Origin of the sequence: Aedoeadaptatus urinae (assembly GCF_900155585.1) — a bacterium.
Classification (GTDB): Bacteria; Bacillota; Clostridia; order Tissierellales; family Peptoniphilaceae; genus Aedoeadaptatus; species Aedoeadaptatus urinae.
Genome location: NZ_LT707418.1, coordinates 194559 through 212969, shown reverse-complemented (window position 1 = coordinate 212969; position 18411 = coordinate 194559). Strand labels below are relative to the sequence as shown.

Below are 18411 nucleotides of genomic sequence, written 5' to 3'. Positions count from 1 at the left end.
GTCAAATGCGCTTTCTGAGGAGAGCGCATTTTTTGTAGGTGGAGAATGACAACTGAAGGGATTATATTGGGCGTGTGGCTGGGTCTTCTCATGTCGTGGAAAAACAAGGTTTTTTTACAGGAACCCCGCTTTAAAAATTTAATCGTCGCAGGTACCGGCGCCGCCATCTTTCTCATTGCATTAAAGGCGGCACCTTCGGTGCCTTTTGTTGCGGTGCACTTTTCGGCCATACACGCCCTCGCACTTTTTGTCATGGCCGTGGGCTGTTTGTTGGGGCGCCATTTAGGTTACACCCTGTCCGGCTTAGGACTCGCCCTAAACGGTGCCGTGGTCGCTTTAAACGGCTATATGCCTGTAGAGGCAGAGGCTTTGTTAAAGATCGGCGACACCCGTGCCCTTACCTTAATCACAGAGGGCCGGGTCTTGACCCACGGTTTAGCCAATGAGGCGACGCGATTGCGTTTTTTGTGTGACCGTTTTTGTTACGCCTCGGCTATTTCTTCGGCGAAGGTCTTGAGCCTCGGTGACGGCGTATTAGCCTTTGGTCTGTTTCTTTTTGTAGCTTCCGCTACGACCTACATTTTCAGGAAGGGGGATCACCATGAAATGGATAAGTGAAACCTTATCGATGCTTCGCATACAAGACGTCATCGACATCGCCATCGTCGCGGTGATCATTTATTGGCTCTTTAAGCTGATTAAGGGCACCCGCGCCGAGCAATTAAGCAAGGGGATCGTCGTGGTCTTAATCCTTACGAAGCTCAGTGAAATTTTACAAATTTATATGCTCAATTACCTTTTAAAGAGTATGCTGACATGGGGCTTTCTCGGTCTGTTTATCGTCTTTCAGCCGGAAATACGTCGCGGCCTTGAATTTATCGGTCGCAACAGCTCTATTCGGAAGGGATTTATTTTATCCCAGTCGCGGGATGAGTCCACCATTAAAGAAATCGTCAGCGCCGTGGCTTCTTTGTCCCGTCAAAAAATCGGCGCCCTGATGGTCATCGAAAGAAAGACAGGGCTAAACGAAATTATCGAAACGGGGACGAGCATTTACGGCGAGCTGTCCTCGGGCCTTTTGATCAATATTTTTATTCCCAATACGCCGCTTCACGACGGGGCGGTGGTCATTAACGGCGATCAAATTATATCCGCCGCCTGCTTCCTGCCATTAACGGAAGAGAAAGGCCTGTCCAAGGAATTAGGCACGCGCCACCGCGCCGCCATTGGCATCAGTGAAAAGAGCGACGCTTTTTCCATTGTAGTCAGCGAGGAAACGGGATCCATTTCCGTTGCCGAGTATGGGCAAATCAACCGCCATTTGGATTTATCCACCCTTGAGCAAATGCTGCGGGCCATTTATTTTCCCAAAAATGATGAGGGGGTCGTGTAATGCGTGAAAAATATTTGAACTTCATTGCCTCCAATCGGGACGCGATTACGAAAATTTTCTCCCTCATCCTCTCCATTCTGCTGTGGTTCTTTATTATTACGGAAATCGATCCTGTGATTACGAAGGATTTTTCCAATGTGGAAGTGGAGCTGAGAAATCAAGCCGCTATGCGCGAAGCTGGGATGGAGCTGCTGAAAAACGACGCCTACACCACTAATATCGTGGTTTCAGGGAATCGCAGCGCCATTATCGGCTTAAAAGAAGAAGATATTTCCGCCTATGTGGATCTGGGTGAAGTGCAGCCCGGTTCGCAGCGGCTGCCTATCCACTTCCGCCTATCGGACGACAATTTAAAAATTAAAAAATCCAACCCCACAGCAATCACCATTTCCGTAGACGAGGTCGTAACCGTCAAAAAACCCGTCACCGTCACGGCGAAGGGACAGCCGGCAGAGGGAATGGTTCTCGATCGGATCACGGTCAATCAGGAAGAGGTTTCCGTGAGGGGACCGAAAAAATCCGTAGACAAGGTGCATTCCGTTAGCGGGTACATTCCGGTATCAGGCGCCAAGGAATCGGTGGTTTCTTCCGTCGAACTTTCAGCTCTCGACCAAAATAAAGATGTGATTGCAGGGCTTGAGATTACGCCGAACACGGTAGGCGCACAGGCCGTCATATCCAAGGCAAAGAGCGTGCCTATCGAAGTCAATTATATGAACACAGGAGCTACTGATTTTAATCGAGACAGAGCCATTCTTACGCCGCCCAGCGTGACCATTACAGGAGACACCGAGGCCATCGATCGTATCGAACGGATTCTTACTCGTCCGATAGATCCGAGAGAACTGATGAAGACAAGCGCCATGCCTATACAGCTGGAAGTACCCGAGGGCATTCACTTGGTCAATCCCGACGAATCCATTTTGTTGCGTTACATGAAAAAGGAATCGTCTCGTCGAACCTTGGAGGTGTCGACGAGTAATTTGTCCTCGGCTCCCGGCGTTAGCTTAAGCGAATTTAATGTGCCGAAAAAAATCGACGTGGAGGTTTACGGCGATAAGAGCTTAGTTGATGCCATTCGAGAAACGGACATTAAGCTTGTTGTCGACAGAGAAGGGAAGATCAAGGCCGACGGGCCGAAGGGTCTGGAGATTATTCGCATTACGCCGAAACGTCTTTCATCCTCTTCTTGATTGACAGCCTGTCTTTTGCTAAAATAAATGTCTATCATAAAAAAGGAAAGCGAGGAGGTTTTGATGAAATTTTTAGGAGACGGTTTAACTTTCGATGACATTTTACTCATGCCCGGGTATTCGAAAGTATTGCCGAACGAAGTGGAGTTAAAGACGAAAATAACCGATGCCATCGAATTAAACATTCCCTTAATGAGTGCCGGCATGGACACGGTCACGGAATCGCAAATGGCCATTGCCATGGCACGCGAAGGGGGCATCGGCATCATTCACAAGAGCATGCCCTTAGAAGTACAGGTAAAAGAAGTTGACCGCGTCAAGCGTTCGGAGCACGGCGTCATTACCGATCCTTTTTCCTTATCGAAAGAACACGTCATTAAAGACGCATTGGAGCTGATGAGTCACTACCGCATCAGCGGCGTGCCTATCGTCAATGAAAATAATGTTTTGGAAGGGATTATTACCAATCGCGACATCCGCTTCGAAGACGATTTAAGTAAAAAAATCGAAAGCGTCATGACCAGTGACAATTTAGTCACGGGCAAACAAGGTATTTCCATGGACGATGCCTTGAAGGTCATGAAGCAATATAAAATCGAAAAGCTACCATTAATCGACGACGACCATCACTTAATGGGCTTGATCACGATTAAGGACATTGAAAAATCCATCCAATACCCGAATTCCGCTAGAGATTCAGGCGGCCGCCTCCTCGCCGGAGCCGCCATCGGCGTCACCCACGACGTGTACGAACGGGTGGAAGCCCTTCGCGCGGCGGGTACGGACCTGTTCGTCATCGACACCGCCCACGGTCAATCGGAAGGGGTCTTAAAGACCATTCATGAAATCAAAAAAGCCTTCCCGGACATTCAATTAGTAGCAGGGAACGTGGCCACCTACCGGGGCACCATGGACTTGATCGAAGCCGGCGCCGACTGCGTCAAGGTCGGTATCGGTCCCGGTTCCATTTGTACCACCCGCGTGGTCACCGGTATCGGCGTGCCTCAAGTCACCGCCATATTAAACTGCGCGAAGGCCGGTCAGGAAAAAGGCATCCCCATTATCGGCGACGGCGGGATCAAATATTCCGGCGACGTCACCAAGGCCATTGCAGCAGGGGCCGACGTGGTCATGATGGGCTCCATGTTTGCAGGGACCGACGAAAGTCCCGGGGAAGAAATTTACGTCGAAGGACGTCGCTTTAAAACCTACCGCGGCATGGGCTCCTTAGGCGCCATGAGCAGCGGATCCAGCGACCGCTACTTCCAATCGGAAACGAAAAAATACGTTCCCGAAGGTGTCGAAGGTCGCGTGCCCTTTAAGGGTAAAGTCGGCGACGTCATTTACCAACTTATCGGCGGTTTAAAATCCGGTATGGGTTACGTCGGGGCGAAAAACATTCACGAACTCAAGACCAATACGGAGTACATGAAGATCACCCCCGCTACCTTGCAGGAAAACCATCCTCACAACATTACCATTACGAGAGAAAGTCCGAACTATATCGGCACAAAGAAATAGAAACAAGAAAGCCGCTCCCGTGGGAACACAGGGGCGGCTTTTTCATTTATTCATATTTTAAAGATCGTCGGGCGAAAACATAGGCGAAAATACTCTCGGCGGCGGCAAATCCTAGGACGACGAGGGAATCCTGTATGGTAAACCGGGCGAAGTGATTCATTTCATAGGCCAAGGTGTTCAAAGCAAAAGCATTTTCGATCATCGGAATGAATTGTTGGGCACAGGCTAAAAATCCGAACATGGATAAGGCCACGGAGAGAAGGGTAACGCCGCCCAAGGATTTCATACGAATGCTTAAAGCGGAAAAAACAAAAACGGCGGGTATGGCCAGAAAAATGCTCGCGAAGAAGTAGTAGAAATAAAGAGAAAAATTAAGGCCACCGAAGCCGCAGACGAAGCGACCGGCAAGGTAAAAACAAGTAAAAAAGAAAATTTGCGCGAAGGCGACGAGAACCAGCGCCAGGAAACATTTCGCAAAAATAAATTGGCTGTGTTTTGCACTGCTGAGACGGATAAAATTTAATCCCGCTTTATGCTCCACTTGCCACAACAGGGCGACGATGATGGCGATGAGGGGCACGTAGAAAAAGGAGAAGTAGAAGAGAGCGATCTGGGTAAACAGACTTTCCCATTGATGGGTGAGCATGGCGCGATTGCCCATGTAATTAAAGGTACCGAAACTTGTCGCCAACAATGGCACGACGAGAATGGCCAAGAGAAGGGGGAGCCATTTTATTTTCTTGACCTCAATTGAAAAAACAGAAAACATAGTGCCTCCTAAATGGTTTTGTCGCTACGAATGCGCGTGTGTTTTTTTATCATGAACAGGCAGATCAATAAACCCGCGAGGGAAACGGCCAAGGACAGCCAAGGGACGGGATTGATCACGCGGGTAATTCCTTCGCTACCCTTGACGAAGGAAATGCTCAGAAGGGAGCTGTCCCATGCAAAGGGATTGATGAGTGTGAGGATGCGGGAAGTCAACATGAAGAGAATGCCCGACAGAGCCCCGCCCATGGAAAAGAAGAGGGTAAAGTAAGGGCTTTTGGACCGCGTATCCAAAATAAGAAAGAGGGCGACAAAAGCCGAGGCGATGAGCCACTGGCTGCAAAATATTACGGCCACACGGGCACTTGCCAATTGCGAAAAATGAAAATAATCGGACCGGGCGGCCATATGGAGGATCAATGCCCACTCAATCAATTGCAGAAGGAAGAGGCGCAGGCTGAGCCACGACCATTTTCTGAAGAGAAGGGTCGAGGGCTCGACGCCCAGCATTTCCTGAAGCTGAAACATATTATTTTTCTCTTCGATCTCTACCACCTTTTTAACTAAAGAGGAAAGCAGCACCGGGTTAAAGATCAGCTGAAATAGAAAGTACCCATCTAAAAGGGAGAAGAGAGGATAAATATCTTTACTAAAGGAATGTTCAAATGCTATGGTCCCCAAAACGGGAACGTGAACGCATAGCATGAGAAACAGAAGAGGATAGAGGCCAAGGCCTTTGTATTTTCTCGATTCCGTATGAATCATTGTTTCTCACCCCTCTGCGTATCCTGAATAAATAAGGCTTCCAAACTTTCCCGTTCTTCTTCAATGCGGTAAATGTCCACGTGATTGCTCAAGACGCGAACCGTCTTTGCCACCTCACTATCGGAAGGGTGATTGAAGATCAACCGGTCGCCGCGAATCTTGCATCGTTGTGAAGACAGTACCTCCGCCGCCTTTTCGTTGTTTGATGTTCGAATGGAAAGGATCGGCGGGTGAAGGTGACGATAATCTTCCAGGGTGCCGTCGTAGATCAAGTGGCCCTTTTGAAGCATGGCGATGTGGGTGGCGATTTTTTCCACTTCGTCGAGAATGTGGGATGAAATTAAAATCGTCGTATTTTTTTCCTCCGCCAATTGTTGAAAGAGGTGGCGCATGTCCAGTGTGCCTACGGGATCAAGGCCGTTAATAGGCTCGTCTAAAATTAAAAGCTTCGGCTCGCCGATGATGGCCATGGCGATTCCCAGCCGCTGCTTCATGCCAAGGGAATAGGTCCGCACCTTTTCATTTGCATTTGCCTCGAGGCCCACGGCTTCCAAGGCGGGGAGAATATGCTTTTTATCCATGCCCTTTAAAGTGCAGAGAATGGAAAGATTCTCCCGGCCCGTGAGGTGATCGTAATAGGCGGGGCGCTCGATCAATGCGCCCAGTTTGCGATTGAGTGTTTTTTGATTTTTCGGCACTACCTTTTCTCCGAAGAGGACCATATCGCCTCCGTCCTTTTGTATAAGACCCAGGATAGATTTCATCAAAGTGGACTTTCCGGCGCCGTTGGGGCCGATCAAGCCGTAAATGGCGCCGGCCGGCAAATCGAAGTGATCGATGTCCAACACCTTTTTTCCGTCGTAGGTTTTCTTAAGATGGTCGATGGTTAATAGTTTACTCATAGAAGCCTCCTTTTGACTTTATGATAAAAGCCAAGGATCACAAGATCATGGAACCATCATCACTTTTAGATCAAAAAAGAAGAAGGGGCCACCAGCTATGGTAAAATGATGGCGAAAGGGGCGGTAGAAGATGAATAAAAAAGAACCGGTCATTTTAATCGTTGACGATGAAAAATCTCTGCTGGATCATTTGGAAGCCTACCTGCGCGACGCGGGCTATACCTCCGTAAAGACGGCGTCGAATCTCGCCCAGGCGCGCTTTCAAATGGCCAATCACCACGTGGATCTGATGATTTTAGACATCATGCTGCCCGACGGAAGCGGCATGGATCTTTTAAAAGGCCTACGTAAGCAATCCCATATGCCGGTGATTATTTTATCGGCTTTAGACGGAATCGACGACAGGCGAGAAGGCTTTGAGTCGGAGGCGGACGATTACATCGTGAAGCCCTTTCTCGCAGAAGACCTCTTGTGGCGGGTGGAAGCCGTTTTGCGCAGAAGCTTTCGCGAAGAGCGAAAAGACCCGGTGGATTTAAACGGTGCACTCTTCGATCCGGCGAAGGGCACGATTATCAAAAAAGGCGGAGAGGAGAAACTAACGGCGAAACAGTATAAAATCTTGGCTCTACTCGCCAATCACTTAAACCGCATCGTGTCCATCGATCAAATCATCGACGCCGTGTGGGAAGAATCCTTCGGCTACGAAAACACCCTCATCACCCATATTTATCGCCTTCGTGAAAAATTGGAAGACGACCCGTCCAATCCCACGCGCTTGGTAACGGTAAAGGGCTTGGGCTATAAGCTTATCGGAAAAAAGTAAGGGATTCATCATGTTTCAGTTTATTTTAAAAAAATTACGGCGCTTTGTTTTCTTTACTCTTGCCTTTTCGTTGTCCTTTATTTTTCTAATTTTCGTTATTCTTTACATCAATTACAATGTAAGCAAACAGTATGTTCGGCCCGATACTGTCCACGATTACATCATGGAAAATAAAGAAGACGAGCAATTTTTTACCACGGCAAACCGAAGTTTTCTAAAAGAAAATAATCTCTGGGCCATTCGTATTGGAGGAAACGGCAAGGTTATTGAATCCTTTCGAAAGCCTTCTGAAATTCCGGACGCTTATAAAATGATCGATGTGGCTCGCTTTACCCGCTATTATTTAAAAGACTATCCCGTAATGACGTATATCGTCGGTGAAGATCTTTTGGTTATCGGATATCCTAAGGGAACATTGGACAAGTTGCCCTTTAACTATTACAGCGCAGAGCAATGGCTTTTAAACGTGGATTTGGCACTTGTTTTTTTATTAGGTTATCTATTCTTCCTCTATTTTATGTACAGGAGGGAGCGGAATAATCTCTTCAAAAAATTGAGTCCTCTTCAAGAGGCCTTGGATAAAATCTATGCCGATGATTACACTCCCTTGGAGGAAGTGGGGCCATTAAAGGAAGTGTCTCACGCGGTGAACGACGCCAATGCCCGCTACGTGCAGCTGAGCAAAAGCCAAAGCCAGTGGATTCGCGGCATTAGTCACGACCTGCGCACGCCCCTGTCGAAGCTCAGTTGGGGATTAAATGATTTAAAGGACGAGTCCAATAAGGATGCGGTGGCGACCATGGAAGAAGAGATCATGCGCATCAGTAAAACCATTCAAGACTTGAACGATACGTCGCGGCTTCAAAATCTCGGTAACGAACGGTTTACTATGCAAAATCCGGTGCCAATTTTACGAAAAATCATCGTCGCCCATTTAAACGAAGAGCCGGGGAGAAGCATTCTTTTCGACAATGAATTAGATGATGAGACTAAAATCAATATGGACGCCCATCTCTTCAGTCGCATGATCGATAACGTGATAAAAAACGGCTTGAGCTATCAGCCGGGGGATATCCACGTCGACTGTCGGGAAGAAGATGATCTAGTTCACATCGCTATTTGGGACAAAGGAGGCGGCGTCGATAAAGAGGTGCTGGATCGTTTGGCGCAGACGGATATATCATCCGTCTACGTTCACGGCATGGGTCTTATGATTTCAAAACAGATCTGTCAATTACACGGCGGAAAAATGGTCGCGGAAAATAAAAATGGCGGATTCAGTATTGAATTTGACTTGCCCGACAATGACTCGTCCTTTTGTTAAGTACTACAGCGCTATATTGACATAGATACTGACTCTTGATAACATGGTAAAGGATTTAAGGAGGTACGGAAAATGAAAGTTTCAATAATCATGGGTAGCTACAGCGACAAGGAGATCGCCTTTGACGTGATCGGCGCCTTAAAGATGTTTGACGTTCCCTACGACGTCGTAGTTTACAGCGCACACAGAACGCCCGACGAAGTGGTGGAATACGTGAAAAAACAAGAAGCGGAAGGCACGGAGGTGTTCGTATCTATCGCCGGGAAGGCCGCCCACTTAGGCGGTGTCATTGCCGCACACACCACGCGCCCCGTTATCGGCGTGCCGGGAAAGACGTCTGTCGGCGGGGGGATGGATTCTCTCTTGTCTACGGTGCAAATGCCTTCAGGCGTCCCTGTGGCGACGGTAGCCATTAACGGAGGAAAAAATGCGGGCATCTTAGCGGCGCAAATTCTTTCCGTCGGCGACAAGGCCATTAAAGAAAAGCTCCTCGCCTACAAAAAGCAATTGCAAGAGGACGTGGCGGTTATGAACAAAAAATTGGAGGAGGATCTACGTGGCTAAAATGAAAAGCGATGTGGAAATTGCACGGGAGGCCCATCTGGATGAAATCCACTTAATCGCCGACCGTCTGAACATTCCCAAGGAAAAATTAAAACCCTACGGACGCTTTATGGCGAAGATCGAAGGCCGCGCCTTTGAGGAAAAGGACAAGCCCCGGGGCAAGTTGGTCCTCGTCACCGCCATCAACCCGACACCTGCGGGAGAAGGCAAGACCACCACGAACATCGGCCTCGCCATGGCCATGGAAAAAATGGGCAAGTCCACTATCAGTACCTTGCGGGAGCCGAGCCTGGGTCCGGTCTTCGGCATTAAGGGTGGTGCGGCAGGCGGCGGCTACGCCCAAGTGCTTCCCATGGACGATATTAACCTCCACTTTACCGGAGACTTTCACGCCATAACCAGCGCCAATAATTTAATCGCCGCAGCCATCGACAATCACATTCATCAAGGAAACGAATTGGGAATCGACCCGAAGAAGATTTCCTTTAAGCGGGTCTTGGACATGAACGACCGCGCTCTGCGCCAAGTCATTGTGGCCATGGGCCCGAAGAAAAACGGCGTCATGCGCGAAGACGGCTTCGACATTACGGTGGCTTCGGAAATCATGGCCATTTTGTGTCTGGCCCGCGACTTGGAAGACTTTAAAGCTCGCGTGGGACGGATCATTATCGGCTACAGCTACGACGACAAACCCATTTACGTCGAGGATTTGGAAGTGGCCGGTGCCGTCACCATGCTGATGAAAGATGCGATTTTGCCGAATCTGGTGCAAACCATCGAAAACACGCCGGCGATCATTCACGGCGGACCCTTCGCCAATATCGCTCACGGCTGTAACTCCATTATCGCAACGGAAACCGCCCTCCACCTGGCCGACTACACCATTACGGAGGCGGGGTTCGGTGCCGATCTCGGTGCGGAAAAGTTTTTGGATATCGCGGCGCCCGAAGCAGGCTTTAAGCCGGATTGCATCGTGGTCGTCGCCACGGTGCGCGCCCTGAAATATAACGGCGGCGTCGCCGTAAAGGACTTGGGGAACGAAGACATCGACGCATTAAGAGCGGGCTTCGTGAATTTAAAACGTCACGTGGAAAACATGAAGGGCTACGGCGTCCCCGTAGTCATCGCCATTAATAAATTCCCCACGGACACGGAAGGGGAGCTCGAAGTCATCGACGAGCTGGCGGAAGGCCTGGGCGTGGACGTGGCATTATCCGACGTCTTCGCCAAGGGATCTGAAGGCGGCATGGAATTGGCGGAAAAAGTCGTGGCACTTTGCGAAGAGCCCAACAGCTACGCGCCTCTCTACGACAGGAATCTTCCGGTGGAAGAAAAAATCGAAATTATTTCCAAGGAAATTTACGGCGCCAAAGACGTGGTCTATTCAGACGACGCCCTTGCCATGATCGAGCGCATTAAAAAGCTGGGTCGGGACAAGCTGCCTGTCTGCATGGCAAAGACACAAATGTCCTTTACCGACGATCCCAAGAAGCTCGGCGCTCCCGAAGATTTCACTATTCACATTCGAGACATTCGCCTGTCCAACGGTGCGGGCTTTATCGTGGCTTTAACCGGCGCGGTCATGACCATGCCGGGTCTGCCGAAAGTTCCCGCCGCCAACGGCATGGATATCGACGCTGACGGCATTATTACCGGCCTTTCATAATGAGGTGACATATGGGTTATTCATCTAAAATTCAAGACGAAAACATGGACGCATTGTTCGATGCGATTCTATCCTTGAAAAACAAAGAGGAATGCTACCGTTTTTTCGAAGACATTTGCACGATTAAAGAATTAAAAGCCATTTCTCAACGTCTGGAAGTGGTGAAGCTTTTAGTTGCCGAGCAAACCTATCACGCCATTGAAGAGCAGACCGGCGCTTCTACGGCGACGATCAGTCGCATCAATCGGGCGCTGAATTACGGTGCCGACGGGTACCATTTGGTGCTCAAACGCTTAGGCTATTTAGACAAGAAAAAAGATAAATAAAAAATCGGATCCTGCGGGGTCCGATTTTTTGCGTAAATCTTATTTGTTTTTCAGTTTTTCCACCAAAGCCTTGTCCGGCGTCACCGCCACAGTGGAAAAGTCGGTGTAAATAACCAGGCCCGGTTGGTTGGAAGGATGGCGACGAATAAATTGGCGCTTCGTATAGTCCACCTCCACGTGAGCGGACTGGCGGGCGCGACTGTAATAGGCGGCCAGGGCGGCGCCTTCGAGGATCGTTTCGTCGCTTAGCTCTTCGCCGTCGGTTTTTATAATGACGTGACTGCCCGGGCCGTTTTTCACGTGGAACCACACATCGTCTTTTCTGGCAAATTTCAGCGTCAGCTCTTGATTCTGACGATTGTTCCTGCCAACGAAAATGGGAAATCCTTCGGAAGAGGTAAAAGTTAAATAGCTCGGCTCTTTCTTTTTCTTCTTCTTTTTGTTTTCTCCGTGGCCTTTGAATTTTTTCTTCAGGAAATCTTCGCGAAACTCTTCCTGAATGGCGTCCACCTCGTCGATGGATTCCGCATCGTCCAGATTATAAAGCATAGCGTCCAAGTAGCGAATGGTGTTTCGGTTTTTATCGATGCGCTCTGTGAGGAGTTTTTCCGCGTGCTTCAGCTTCGCAAATTTTTTGTAGTAGCGGGCCGCATTTTGAATGCCGTCCTTCGTTTCGTCCAGGGGGATGGTCAGGGGGTTCATCTCGTCGTAAAAATTATCGACGGTCACTGACCTTGCGCCTCTTTCGATTTTCCACGCATTGGAAGAGATTAAGTCGCCGTAGACCTTGTACTTTTGCCGATCTTTGGCATCTCTTAATTCAAACTCCATTTTTTCCTGCTTATTCAGAGCCCGTTCCAAATGGGTTTTGATCTGCTTATTTAAGTTCTGACTCTTTTGCCGAACCCGATCTTCCATGACCCGGGCGGAAAAAGTATGATCCAACAGCTCCGAGGGACCGGAATAAAAGGTCTTGCTCTCTTCGGGATAGTGAGTCAAATTCACGGCGGAGAAGGCGATAATGTGACCGCCATCGGAAACGCTTTGGGGCCTAAAGTTCGATTTACGGATTTCATCAAAAAGTGAATCGAAGGCGCCGTATAAGTCGTCTCCATCAAAAAGCTTCACCGGATCTTTGTCGGAGCCGCCGGCGCGGTAGGCGATTTCCCGTGCCAATAAAGGCGAGACGCCGAGATAATTCCGAATGAAGAAGTTTTTTACGGACGTGCCTTCGTTTTCTTCCAGGCGATTCATAAACTCCGCCTTCGTTTCCTTCAGGGGATTGGCCCGATCTACAATGCCCTCTAAGGTGTAGTCCGTGCCGGGAAGCACTTCCCGCACGCGGCTCATGGAGCCGTTGATCCGCTTGAGCGCGTCCATAACCACATTGTTTTCGTCTAAAAGGATGATATTGGAGTAGCGGCCCATCATTTCGATGACCAAAGTCTTTTCTACGGCATCGTAGAGCTCGTTAAAGCCTTCCACCTTAATGCGAATGATGCGGTCCATCTCCACCTGATCGATACCTGTAATCGTCGCCGACTCCAAATGCTTTCTTAACAGCATGCAAAAGGCCGGTGGCGTTTGAGGATTTGTAAATTTTTTCTCGGTGACATAGGCGCAGGGATTGTTTGCCGAGGCGGAGAGCAGGAGGCTGCCCCGGTCGGTTCTGCTCCTGAGGTTCAAAACCAGCGTATCCTCTTGAGGTTGATAGATTTTGTCGATCTTGCCTCCCGAAAAGCGTCTGTTTAACTCCTCGGCTACCGCCTTTGTCATCGTTCCGTCGTAACTCAATCTAAGACCTCCCTTTCTGTCCCAGGGTCGTTTCATGTATAATATCATAGAGGAGGCGTCTATGAACAGTATGACGGGCTTCGGCTCATGTGAAATCGTCCGGGAAGGCGTGAAGCTTCGCGTGGACGTAAAATCAGTGAATCATAAAAATTTGGATATTCGCATCAAAGGCCTTTCGGAAGAGGCGGCTCTGGAGCTGATGGTAAAGAATGCCATCGCAAAAGGCGCTAAGCGTGGTCATTTTGAAGTCTATGTGTCTTTGGAAGGGGAGGCGCAGACGGATTTAACCTTCGTCCCCGAGGCCTACGCCTTTTACGAAAAAATTTTGCGGGAAAAGGGCGCATCCCATCCCGCCGAGGTGGCGTGGCTCTTGGAACGTCCCGGCGTGGTGAAACAGAGCGGCGACGAAGCGCAAGCTGTGGATGCAGCATTACTTACGGAAGCATTTGAAAGGGCGTTTTCCGATCTTAGCCTGATGCGACAAAAGGAAGGCGCTAATTTAAAGAAGGTGTTGGAAGACCACGTCGCCACACTGGAAAATTACGTCGAAAAAATAAAAGAATCAGCCGCCGAGGAAAAGGCCGACGAAAGAGAAAGCTTTAAGCGCCGGGTCGAAGAAATTATGGGCGAATACGAAATGGATCTTCCCCGTTTTTCCACCGAGCTTGCCTTGCTCTATGAAAAAATATCCATCGAAGAAGAAATTGCGCGCTTGATTTCTCACATAGACCAATTCCGTGTTATAATGAACGATAAAGGTTCTGTCGGTCGTCGCTTGGATTTCCTCCTGCAGGAAATGTTCAGAGAAGCCAATACGATCGCGAGCAAATCCAGACATATGGGGATCTTACACGATATCGTGGAAGTGAAGACCCTCATCGATCATTTACGTGAACAAGTAGCAAATATAGAGTAAAAAGACAAGGCGGGTGTCAGGTGTCTAAAGGATTTTTATTGGTGCTTTCCGGTCCATCGGGAAGCGGAAAGGGTACCGTTAGTGAAGCGCTTATGGCGAAAAACCACGAAGTGAAGTTTTCGACCTCGGTCACTACGAGAAAACCCAGATCAATGGAAGTGGACGGCGAAAATTACTTTTTCAAAACGGAAGAAGAATTTAAGGACATGGTGAAAAACGACGAGCTATTAGAGTACGCTCACGTTCACACCAATTACTACGGCACGCCGAAGGAGTTTGTCTTTCAGGAAATCGAAAAGGGCGAGATCGTTCTCTTGGAGATCGACGTACAAGGTGCCCTGCAAATTAAGGACAAGTACAAGGAAGCCGTCTTTATTTTCCTCCTTCCGCCCACCATGGAAGAGCTGAAGCACCGCATCGTCAGTCGCGGCACCGAAAGCGAAAAAGACATTGAGACGCGCTTTGCCAACGCCTTTAAGGAATTGGACTTTGTCGGCAAGTACGACTATTTCGTCGTCAATGACAAGGTCGAGCAGGCAGTGAAAGACATCGAAAATATTATAGCCGCGGAAAAGCTGCGGGTGAAACGATATAAGAATATTAAGAAAGACATTGTTGACAGAAAGGCAATACGATGAACATTTTATCCTTTGGCGAAATTTCAAAAATTACCGACAGCCGTTACGCATTGGCGACCTTGGTCTCCAACCGTGCCAGAGAATTAGTGGACGGCGAGGATCGTTTAATCGATACGGATTTTGAAAACCCCGTATCCGTCTCTTTGGAAGAAATTCATCAAGGCGCCGTGAAATTTACCAGCAAGGAACGCTTTGAAGAGCTCATGGAAGAAAAGGCGCGTCGGGAAGAAGCCCTGCGCATGGAGCTCGCCATGGCAGAGGAAGAGGAAGCGGTCGATGAGGAGTAAAAACATCCTTCTCGGCGTCACCGGCGGCATCGCCGCTTATAAGGCGCCGGCCATCGTCAGTCAATTAAAAAAGATGGGCCACCAGGTCAAAGTGATTATGACGGAACACGCCACGGAATTCGTCACCCCGCTCACCTTTCAAACCATGAGTCAAGAGGCGGTACACGTGGACATGTTCGCCCATGTAGTGCAGACGGAGGTGGAACACATCGCTCTGGCCAAATGGGCCGATGTCTTGATCATCGCTCCGGCTACGGCCAATACCATAGCGAAGCTGGCTTACGGTATCGCCGACAATATGCTTACCACCGTCGCTATGGCGACGACGGCACCGATCCTCGTGGCGCCTGCCATGAACACGCAAATGCTTCGTGCTCAATCGACTCAAGAGGCATTAAAGATTTTGAGATCTCGCGAGCAGTACGAGATTCTTCCCACGGCGGAAGGGCTCTTGGCTTGCCAAGATGTAGGCGAAGGGAAAATGCTTGAGCCCGAGGATATCGTCGATTACATTCAAATGGCTTTGACGAAAAAGACCTTGGCGGGAGTGGATGTGGTGATTACGGCGGGCCCGACGAAGGAACGCATGGATCCCGTTCGCTTTTTAAGCAATCACAGCTCCGGAAAAATGGGCTATGCCTTCGCTGCGGAAGCGGCGGCTCGAGGCGCGAAGGTGCATTTGATCAGCGGGCCCTGTCACTTAAAGGTGCCCAAGGGCGTGGACTTTATTCCCGTGGAATCGACAGAAGACATGTTTAATGCCGTAAAAGAGCACTTCGACGATGCCGACGTATTGATTAAAGCGGCGGCCCCCAGTGACTACAAGCCCAAGAGCTATTCCGAGGAAAAGATTAAAAAGCGGGAAGGCGGACTGATGTCCGTGGAATTTTCTCCGAATCCGGACATTGCGAAGCATTTCGGCTCCATTAAAGGAGACCGGATTATCGTCGGCTTCGCGGCGGAAAGCCACCACATGGAAGACTACGCCAAGAAAAAATTGGAAGAAAAGCATTTTAATTACATCGTGGCAAATAATATTACCGAAGCCGAGGCGGGCTTCGGCAGCGATACCAATCACGTGCGAATTTTTTCCGCCGACGGCAGGGAAGAAGAGCTGCCTATGATGGAAAAATCCACTTTAGCCGCCGTTATCTTAGACCGAGTCGAGAAAGATCTGAAAAGCTAGAAGATTCTAGCTTTTTTTGTATTAAAGGGAGGGACTATGATTGTAGATGTTTATCTTGAAAAGGCGCTGCCTCAAATCGATCAATTGTATTCCTATGCCTACGACGGCGACGACGACATCGTCGGCAAGCGCGTCATCGTTCCCTTTGGGCGAGGCAACAAGACGGAAACGGCGGTGGTTTTAAGAAAGGGCGCTGAAAGCGAAAAGAAATTAAAGTCCGTCGGAGAGGTTTTGGACACGCGGCCCATTTTAACGACAACCGCCATCGCTCTCGGTATGAAGATGCGGGACTACTTCGTCACCTCCTATGTTCAGGCCTTTCAACCGCTCCTTCCCAAATACGTCTTGGGCGGCGTGGAAGAGGTGGCGGTGAAATTAACAGAGGACGAAGAGACGCGGGCCCTGTTTCAAGGACAGGAGTCTTTGCCCACGGAAAAGCTCGACAGGGAACGACTTAACGCCGCCGTAAAAAGTAAAAAAGCGGCCATTCACTTTCGCAGCACAAAGCCCGTAAAAAAACGCGGGGTGGAAAAATTTTGTGCCGCAGAAGCTTTTAATGAATCCATGACGGATAAGCAGGCCGCGGTCTATGAGCTCGTAAAAAAAAGCGGGCCCATGAGCAAGGCGGACATTATGAAGTGCACCGGCTTTTCTCAAAGTCCGGTGGATTCTTTAATAAAAAAAGGAGCCCTCGCGCCCTTCGACGAAAAAGACAGCACACCGGAGGTGCCGCCCGTTCTGCGTGAAGACCAAAAAAAGGCCATCGGCGACATCGCTGAGTCAGACAGGCCCTTTCACCTTCTCTACGGCAAGACGGGTAGCGGCAAGACGGAGGTCTATATGCAGCTGGCGGAAATGGCCATGAGGGAAGGGAAGTCTTCTCTTATTATCGTTCCGGAAATCGGCCTCGCCACCCAAATGGTGCATCGATTGTCGGCGCGCTTTCCCGGGAAGGTGGACATCCTTCACTCCCAACGCTCGGAAGGGGAGAAGGCCGAGGCGTGGATCCGACTAAAGGAAGAGCCGGGACGGATCGTCGTCGGCGCTCGCTCGGCTATTTTTTCGTCGGTGCCTGCACTGGGTTATATTTTTATCGACGAGGAGCAGGAGGAAAGCTACGACTATCGGGAAGGACTTCGCTACAATGTGCGTGACGTGGCGGAAATGCGCGTTCGCTTCGAAGGCGGCAAGGTGGTTTACGGCTCGGCGACGCCGTCGGTGATTACCTATGCCCGCTGCGGCGAAGATGTGGTCCTTCACAGGCTTGAGGGGGATCCCGAAAAGACCGAGGCCTCTCCCGTGGAAGTCGTGGACATGCGTGAGGAGCTCTTCAAAGGCAATGTGGAGATTCTTTCCGATGCCATGGTGGAGGGACTTGAAGGGGCGCTGAAGGCAAAGAAGCAGGCCATCGTGTTCATTAACCGACGGGGCTACAGCCAATTCGTCAGCTGCAGAAGCTGCGGCCACGTGATCCAATGTGACGCCTGCGATATTTCCATGGTCTACCACCGAAGAACCAACCGGCTTCACTGCCATTACTGCGGCAGGACCAAGCCCATGCCGAAGACCTGCCCCGAATGCGGCAGTGAATACTTGAAACAATTCGGCATCGGCACGGAGCAGGTGGAGGCGTGGATCAAAAATAAATTCCCCGAGGCCCGAGTCTATCGCATGGACAAGGACACCATGGCGCAAAAGGGAAATTACGAAAAAGTCTACGCGGCCATGAACGAAAATAAGGTGGACATTCTCGTGGGAACACAAATGCTCGCCAAGGGCTTCGACTTTGAAAATGTCGTCTTTGTCGGCGTGGTGGCTGCGGATTTATCCCTCTTCATCTCCGATTACAAGGCCCAGGAAAAAACCTATCAGCTGCTGACCCAGGTGGCGGGAAGAGCCGGCAGGGGCAAGCACAAGGGTCGCGCCCTGATCCAGACCTATAATCCCGACAACTACAGCATTCAGTTTGCAAAGGACCGCAACTACGAGCCCTTTTTCCACAAGGAAATGGAGGAGCGGAAGCGCTTTTTATATCCGCCCTATGTGCATTTGGTGAAGATTCACATTCGCGGCACGGGAGATGTGGAAGAAGTGGCCATGAACTGGAAAAAGACGCTGGAGGCTATGAACAAGCACGAGCAGTTCGACGTGCTGGTGGCCAATCCCGTGGAACAACCGAAAATAAAAAATAAAAGACATATGTCGATTTTGGCAAAGGTCTGGCCAAAGGAGTACCGACCTTTGTTAAAAGCCTTAAAACGGGTATTGATGTATTACTACCGAACGCAGGCACAAAAGGATATACAAATCAGTTTAGAAATAGATGGATAGAGAAGGAAGTGAGA

General features: G+C 49.6%; 18 protein-coding genes. 14 read left to right on the top strand and 4 right to left on the bottom strand.

All coding sequences use genetic code 11. From position 1 onward, the window contains the following. Window positions 1-45: 45 nt before the first annotated feature. From BQ7397_RS06195 to guaB, 4 genes are all read left to right on the top strand, one after another. Window positions 46-618, top strand: coding sequence for a DUF5317 domain-containing protein (locus BQ7397_RS06195; protein ID WP_144019980.1), 573 nt, complete (start codon window positions 46-48; stop codon window positions 616-618). Further along, window positions 602-1393: a diadenylate cyclase CdaA gene (cdaA, locus tag BQ7397_RS06190; protein ID WP_077075245.1), complete on the top strand. Its 792-nt coding sequence runs from the start codon at window positions 602-604 to the stop codon at window positions 1391-1393. Before BQ7397_RS06195 ends, cdaA begins: the two co-directional genes overlap by 17 nt. Then, complete coding sequence (locus tag BQ7397_RS06185; protein ID WP_077075244.1) at window positions 1393-2586, top strand: CdaR family protein; 1194 nt, start codon at window positions 1393-1395, stop codon at window positions 2584-2586. The genes cdaA and BQ7397_RS06185 overlap by 1 nt, the downstream gene beginning before the upstream one ends. Before the next feature lie 63 nt (window positions 2587-2649). Further along, a complete protein-coding gene (gene guaB, locus BQ7397_RS06180) occupies window positions 2650-4107 on the top strand; it encodes an IMP dehydrogenase (RefSeq protein WP_077075243.1) in 1458 nt (485 codons plus the stop codon). Between the two features lie 46 nt (window positions 4108-4153). Here guaB and BQ7397_RS06175 read toward each other — a convergent pair whose 3' ends face one another. From BQ7397_RS06175 to BQ7397_RS06165, 3 genes are read right to left on the bottom strand one after another with little or no spacing between them, the layout of a single operon-like run. Further along, window positions 4154-4876, bottom strand: coding sequence for an ABC transporter permease (locus BQ7397_RS06175; protein WP_077075242.1), 723 nt, complete (start codon window positions 4874-4876; stop codon window positions 4154-4156). 8 nt (window positions 4877-4884) lie between these two features. Then, window positions 4885-5640, bottom strand: coding sequence for a hypothetical protein (locus BQ7397_RS06170; protein WP_077075241.1), 756 nt, complete (start codon window positions 5638-5640; stop codon window positions 4885-4887). Further along, window positions 5637-6542: an ABC transporter ATP-binding protein gene (locus BQ7397_RS06165; RefSeq protein WP_077075240.1), complete on the bottom strand. Its 906-nt coding sequence runs from the start codon at window positions 6540-6542 to the stop codon at window positions 5637-5639. Before BQ7397_RS06165 ends, BQ7397_RS06170 begins: the two co-directional genes overlap by 4 nt. Window positions 6543-6672: 130 nt before the next feature. Between BQ7397_RS06165 and BQ7397_RS06160 the strand changes: the two genes are divergently transcribed. The 5 genes from BQ7397_RS06160 to BQ7397_RS06140 all read left to right on the top strand — a co-directional run bounded on the left by BQ7397_RS06160 (window position 6673) and on the right by BQ7397_RS06140 (window position 11245). Then, the gene (locus BQ7397_RS06160) at window positions 6673-7365 is read left to right on the top strand and encodes a response regulator transcription factor (protein WP_077075239.1); all 693 of its coding nucleotides are present in this window, start codon (window positions 6673-6675) and stop codon (window positions 7363-7365) included. Between the two features lie 163 nt (window positions 7366-7528). Then, window positions 7529-8689, top strand: coding sequence for a sensor histidine kinase (locus tag BQ7397_RS06155; protein ID WP_159435162.1), 1161 nt, complete (start codon window positions 7529-7531; stop codon window positions 8687-8689). A gap of 72 nt (window positions 8690-8761) precedes the next feature. Continuing rightward, on the top strand, window positions 8762-9253 hold the full coding sequence (gene purE, locus BQ7397_RS06150; protein WP_077075237.1) for a 5-(carboxyamino)imidazole ribonucleotide mutase: 492 nt from the start codon (window positions 8762-8764) through the stop codon (window positions 9251-9253). A gap of 1 nt (window position 9254) precedes the next feature. Continuing rightward, window positions 9255-10919, top strand: coding sequence for a formate--tetrahydrofolate ligase (locus tag BQ7397_RS06145; RefSeq protein ID WP_077075236.1), 1665 nt, complete (start codon window positions 9255-9257; stop codon window positions 10917-10919). 11 nt (window positions 10920-10930) lie between these two features. Then, complete coding sequence (locus BQ7397_RS06140; RefSeq protein WP_077075235.1) at window positions 10931-11245, top strand: YerC/YecD family TrpR-related protein; 315 nt, start codon at window positions 10931-10933, stop codon at window positions 11243-11245. Between the two features lie 39 nt (window positions 11246-11284). Here the strand turns inward: BQ7397_RS06140 and BQ7397_RS06135 are convergent, their stop codons facing one another. Then, entirely contained in the window at window positions 11285-13039 is a 1755-nt protein-coding gene (locus BQ7397_RS06135) for an Rqc2 family fibronectin-binding protein (RefSeq protein ID WP_077075234.1), read from the bottom strand. A gap of 61 nt (window positions 13040-13100) precedes the next feature. Here BQ7397_RS06135 and BQ7397_RS06130 point away from each other — a divergent pair, with 61 nt between their 5' ends. The 5 genes from BQ7397_RS06130 to priA are packed head-to-tail and all read left to right on the top strand — an operon-like array spanning window position 13101 to window position 18397. Next, window positions 13101-13955: a YicC/YloC family endoribonuclease gene (locus tag BQ7397_RS06130; RefSeq protein WP_077075233.1), complete on the top strand. Its 855-nt coding sequence runs from the start codon at window positions 13101-13103 to the stop codon at window positions 13953-13955. 20 nt (window positions 13956-13975) lie between these two features. Then, window positions 13976-14593 (top strand): guanylate kinase, encoded by a 618-nt coding sequence (gmk, locus tag BQ7397_RS06125; protein WP_077075232.1) that lies wholly within the window; start codon window positions 13976-13978, stop codon window positions 14591-14593. Beyond that, window positions 14590-14880, top strand: a complete 291-nt coding sequence (rpoZ, locus tag BQ7397_RS06120; protein ID WP_077075231.1) for a DNA-directed RNA polymerase subunit omega — start codon at window positions 14590-14592, stop codon at window positions 14878-14880. The genes gmk and rpoZ overlap by 4 nt, the downstream gene beginning before the upstream one ends. Next, entirely contained in the window at window positions 14870-16066 is a 1197-nt protein-coding gene (gene coaBC, locus BQ7397_RS06115; protein WP_077075230.1) for a bifunctional phosphopantothenoylcysteine decarboxylase/phosphopantothenate--cysteine ligase CoaBC, read from the top strand. The genes rpoZ and coaBC overlap by 11 nt, the downstream gene beginning before the upstream one ends. Before the next feature lie 36 nt (window positions 16067-16102). Next, window positions 16103-18397 (top strand): replication restart helicase PriA, encoded by a 2295-nt coding sequence (gene priA, locus BQ7397_RS06110; protein WP_077075229.1) that lies wholly within the window; start codon window positions 16103-16105, stop codon window positions 18395-18397. Window positions 18398-18411: the final 14 nt, after the last annotated feature.

What these genes read in the sequence shown, in the direction of transcription:
- BQ7397_RS06195 (WP_144019980.1), top strand. Translation starts at nt 46, where the DNA reads ATGACAACTGAAGGGATTATATTGGGCGTGTGGCTGGGTCTTCTCATG.
- cdaA (WP_077075245.1), top strand. Translation starts at nt 602, where the DNA reads ATGAAATGGATAAGTGAAACCTTATCGATGCTTCGCATACAAGACGTC.
- BQ7397_RS06185 (WP_077075244.1), top strand. Translation starts at nt 1,393, where the DNA reads ATGCGTGAAAAATATTTGAACTTCATTGCCTCCAATCGGGACGCGATT.
- guaB (WP_077075243.1), top strand. Translation starts at nt 2,650, where the DNA reads ATGAAATTTTTAGGAGACGGTTTAACTTTCGATGACATTTTACTCATG.
- BQ7397_RS06175 (WP_077075242.1), bottom strand. Translation starts at nt 4,876, where the DNA reads ATGTTTTCTGTTTTTTCAATTGAGGTCAAGAAAATAAAATGGCTCCCC.
- BQ7397_RS06170 (WP_077075241.1), bottom strand. Translation starts at nt 5,640, where the DNA reads ATGATTCATACGGAATCGAGAAAATACAAAGGCCTTGGCCTCTATCCT.
- BQ7397_RS06165 (WP_077075240.1), bottom strand. Translation starts at nt 6,542, where the DNA reads ATGAGTAAACTATTAACCATCGACCATCTTAAGAAAACCTACGACGGA.
- BQ7397_RS06160 (WP_077075239.1), top strand. Translation starts at nt 6,673, where the DNA reads ATGAATAAAAAAGAACCGGTCATTTTAATCGTTGACGATGAAAAATCT.
- BQ7397_RS06155 (WP_159435162.1), top strand. Translation starts at nt 7,529, where the DNA reads ATGGAAAATAAAGAAGACGAGCAATTTTTTACCACGGCAAACCGAAGT.
- purE (WP_077075237.1), top strand. Translation starts at nt 8,762, where the DNA reads ATGAAAGTTTCAATAATCATGGGTAGCTACAGCGACAAGGAGATCGCC.
- BQ7397_RS06145 (WP_077075236.1), top strand. Translation starts at nt 9,255, where the DNA reads ATGAAAAGCGATGTGGAAATTGCACGGGAGGCCCATCTGGATGAAATC.
- BQ7397_RS06140 (WP_077075235.1), top strand. Translation starts at nt 10,931, where the DNA reads ATGGGTTATTCATCTAAAATTCAAGACGAAAACATGGACGCATTGTTC.
- BQ7397_RS06130 (WP_077075233.1), top strand. Translation starts at nt 13,101, where the DNA reads ATGAACAGTATGACGGGCTTCGGCTCATGTGAAATCGTCCGGGAAGGC.
- rpoZ (WP_077075231.1), top strand. Translation starts at nt 14,590, where the DNA reads ATGAACATTTTATCCTTTGGCGAAATTTCAAAAATTACCGACAGCCGT.
- coaBC (WP_077075230.1), top strand. Translation starts at nt 14,870, where the DNA reads ATGAGGAGTAAAAACATCCTTCTCGGCGTCACCGGCGGCATCGCCGCT.
- priA (WP_077075229.1), top strand. Translation starts at nt 16,103, where the DNA reads ATGATTGTAGATGTTTATCTTGAAAAGGCGCTGCCTCAAATCGATCAA.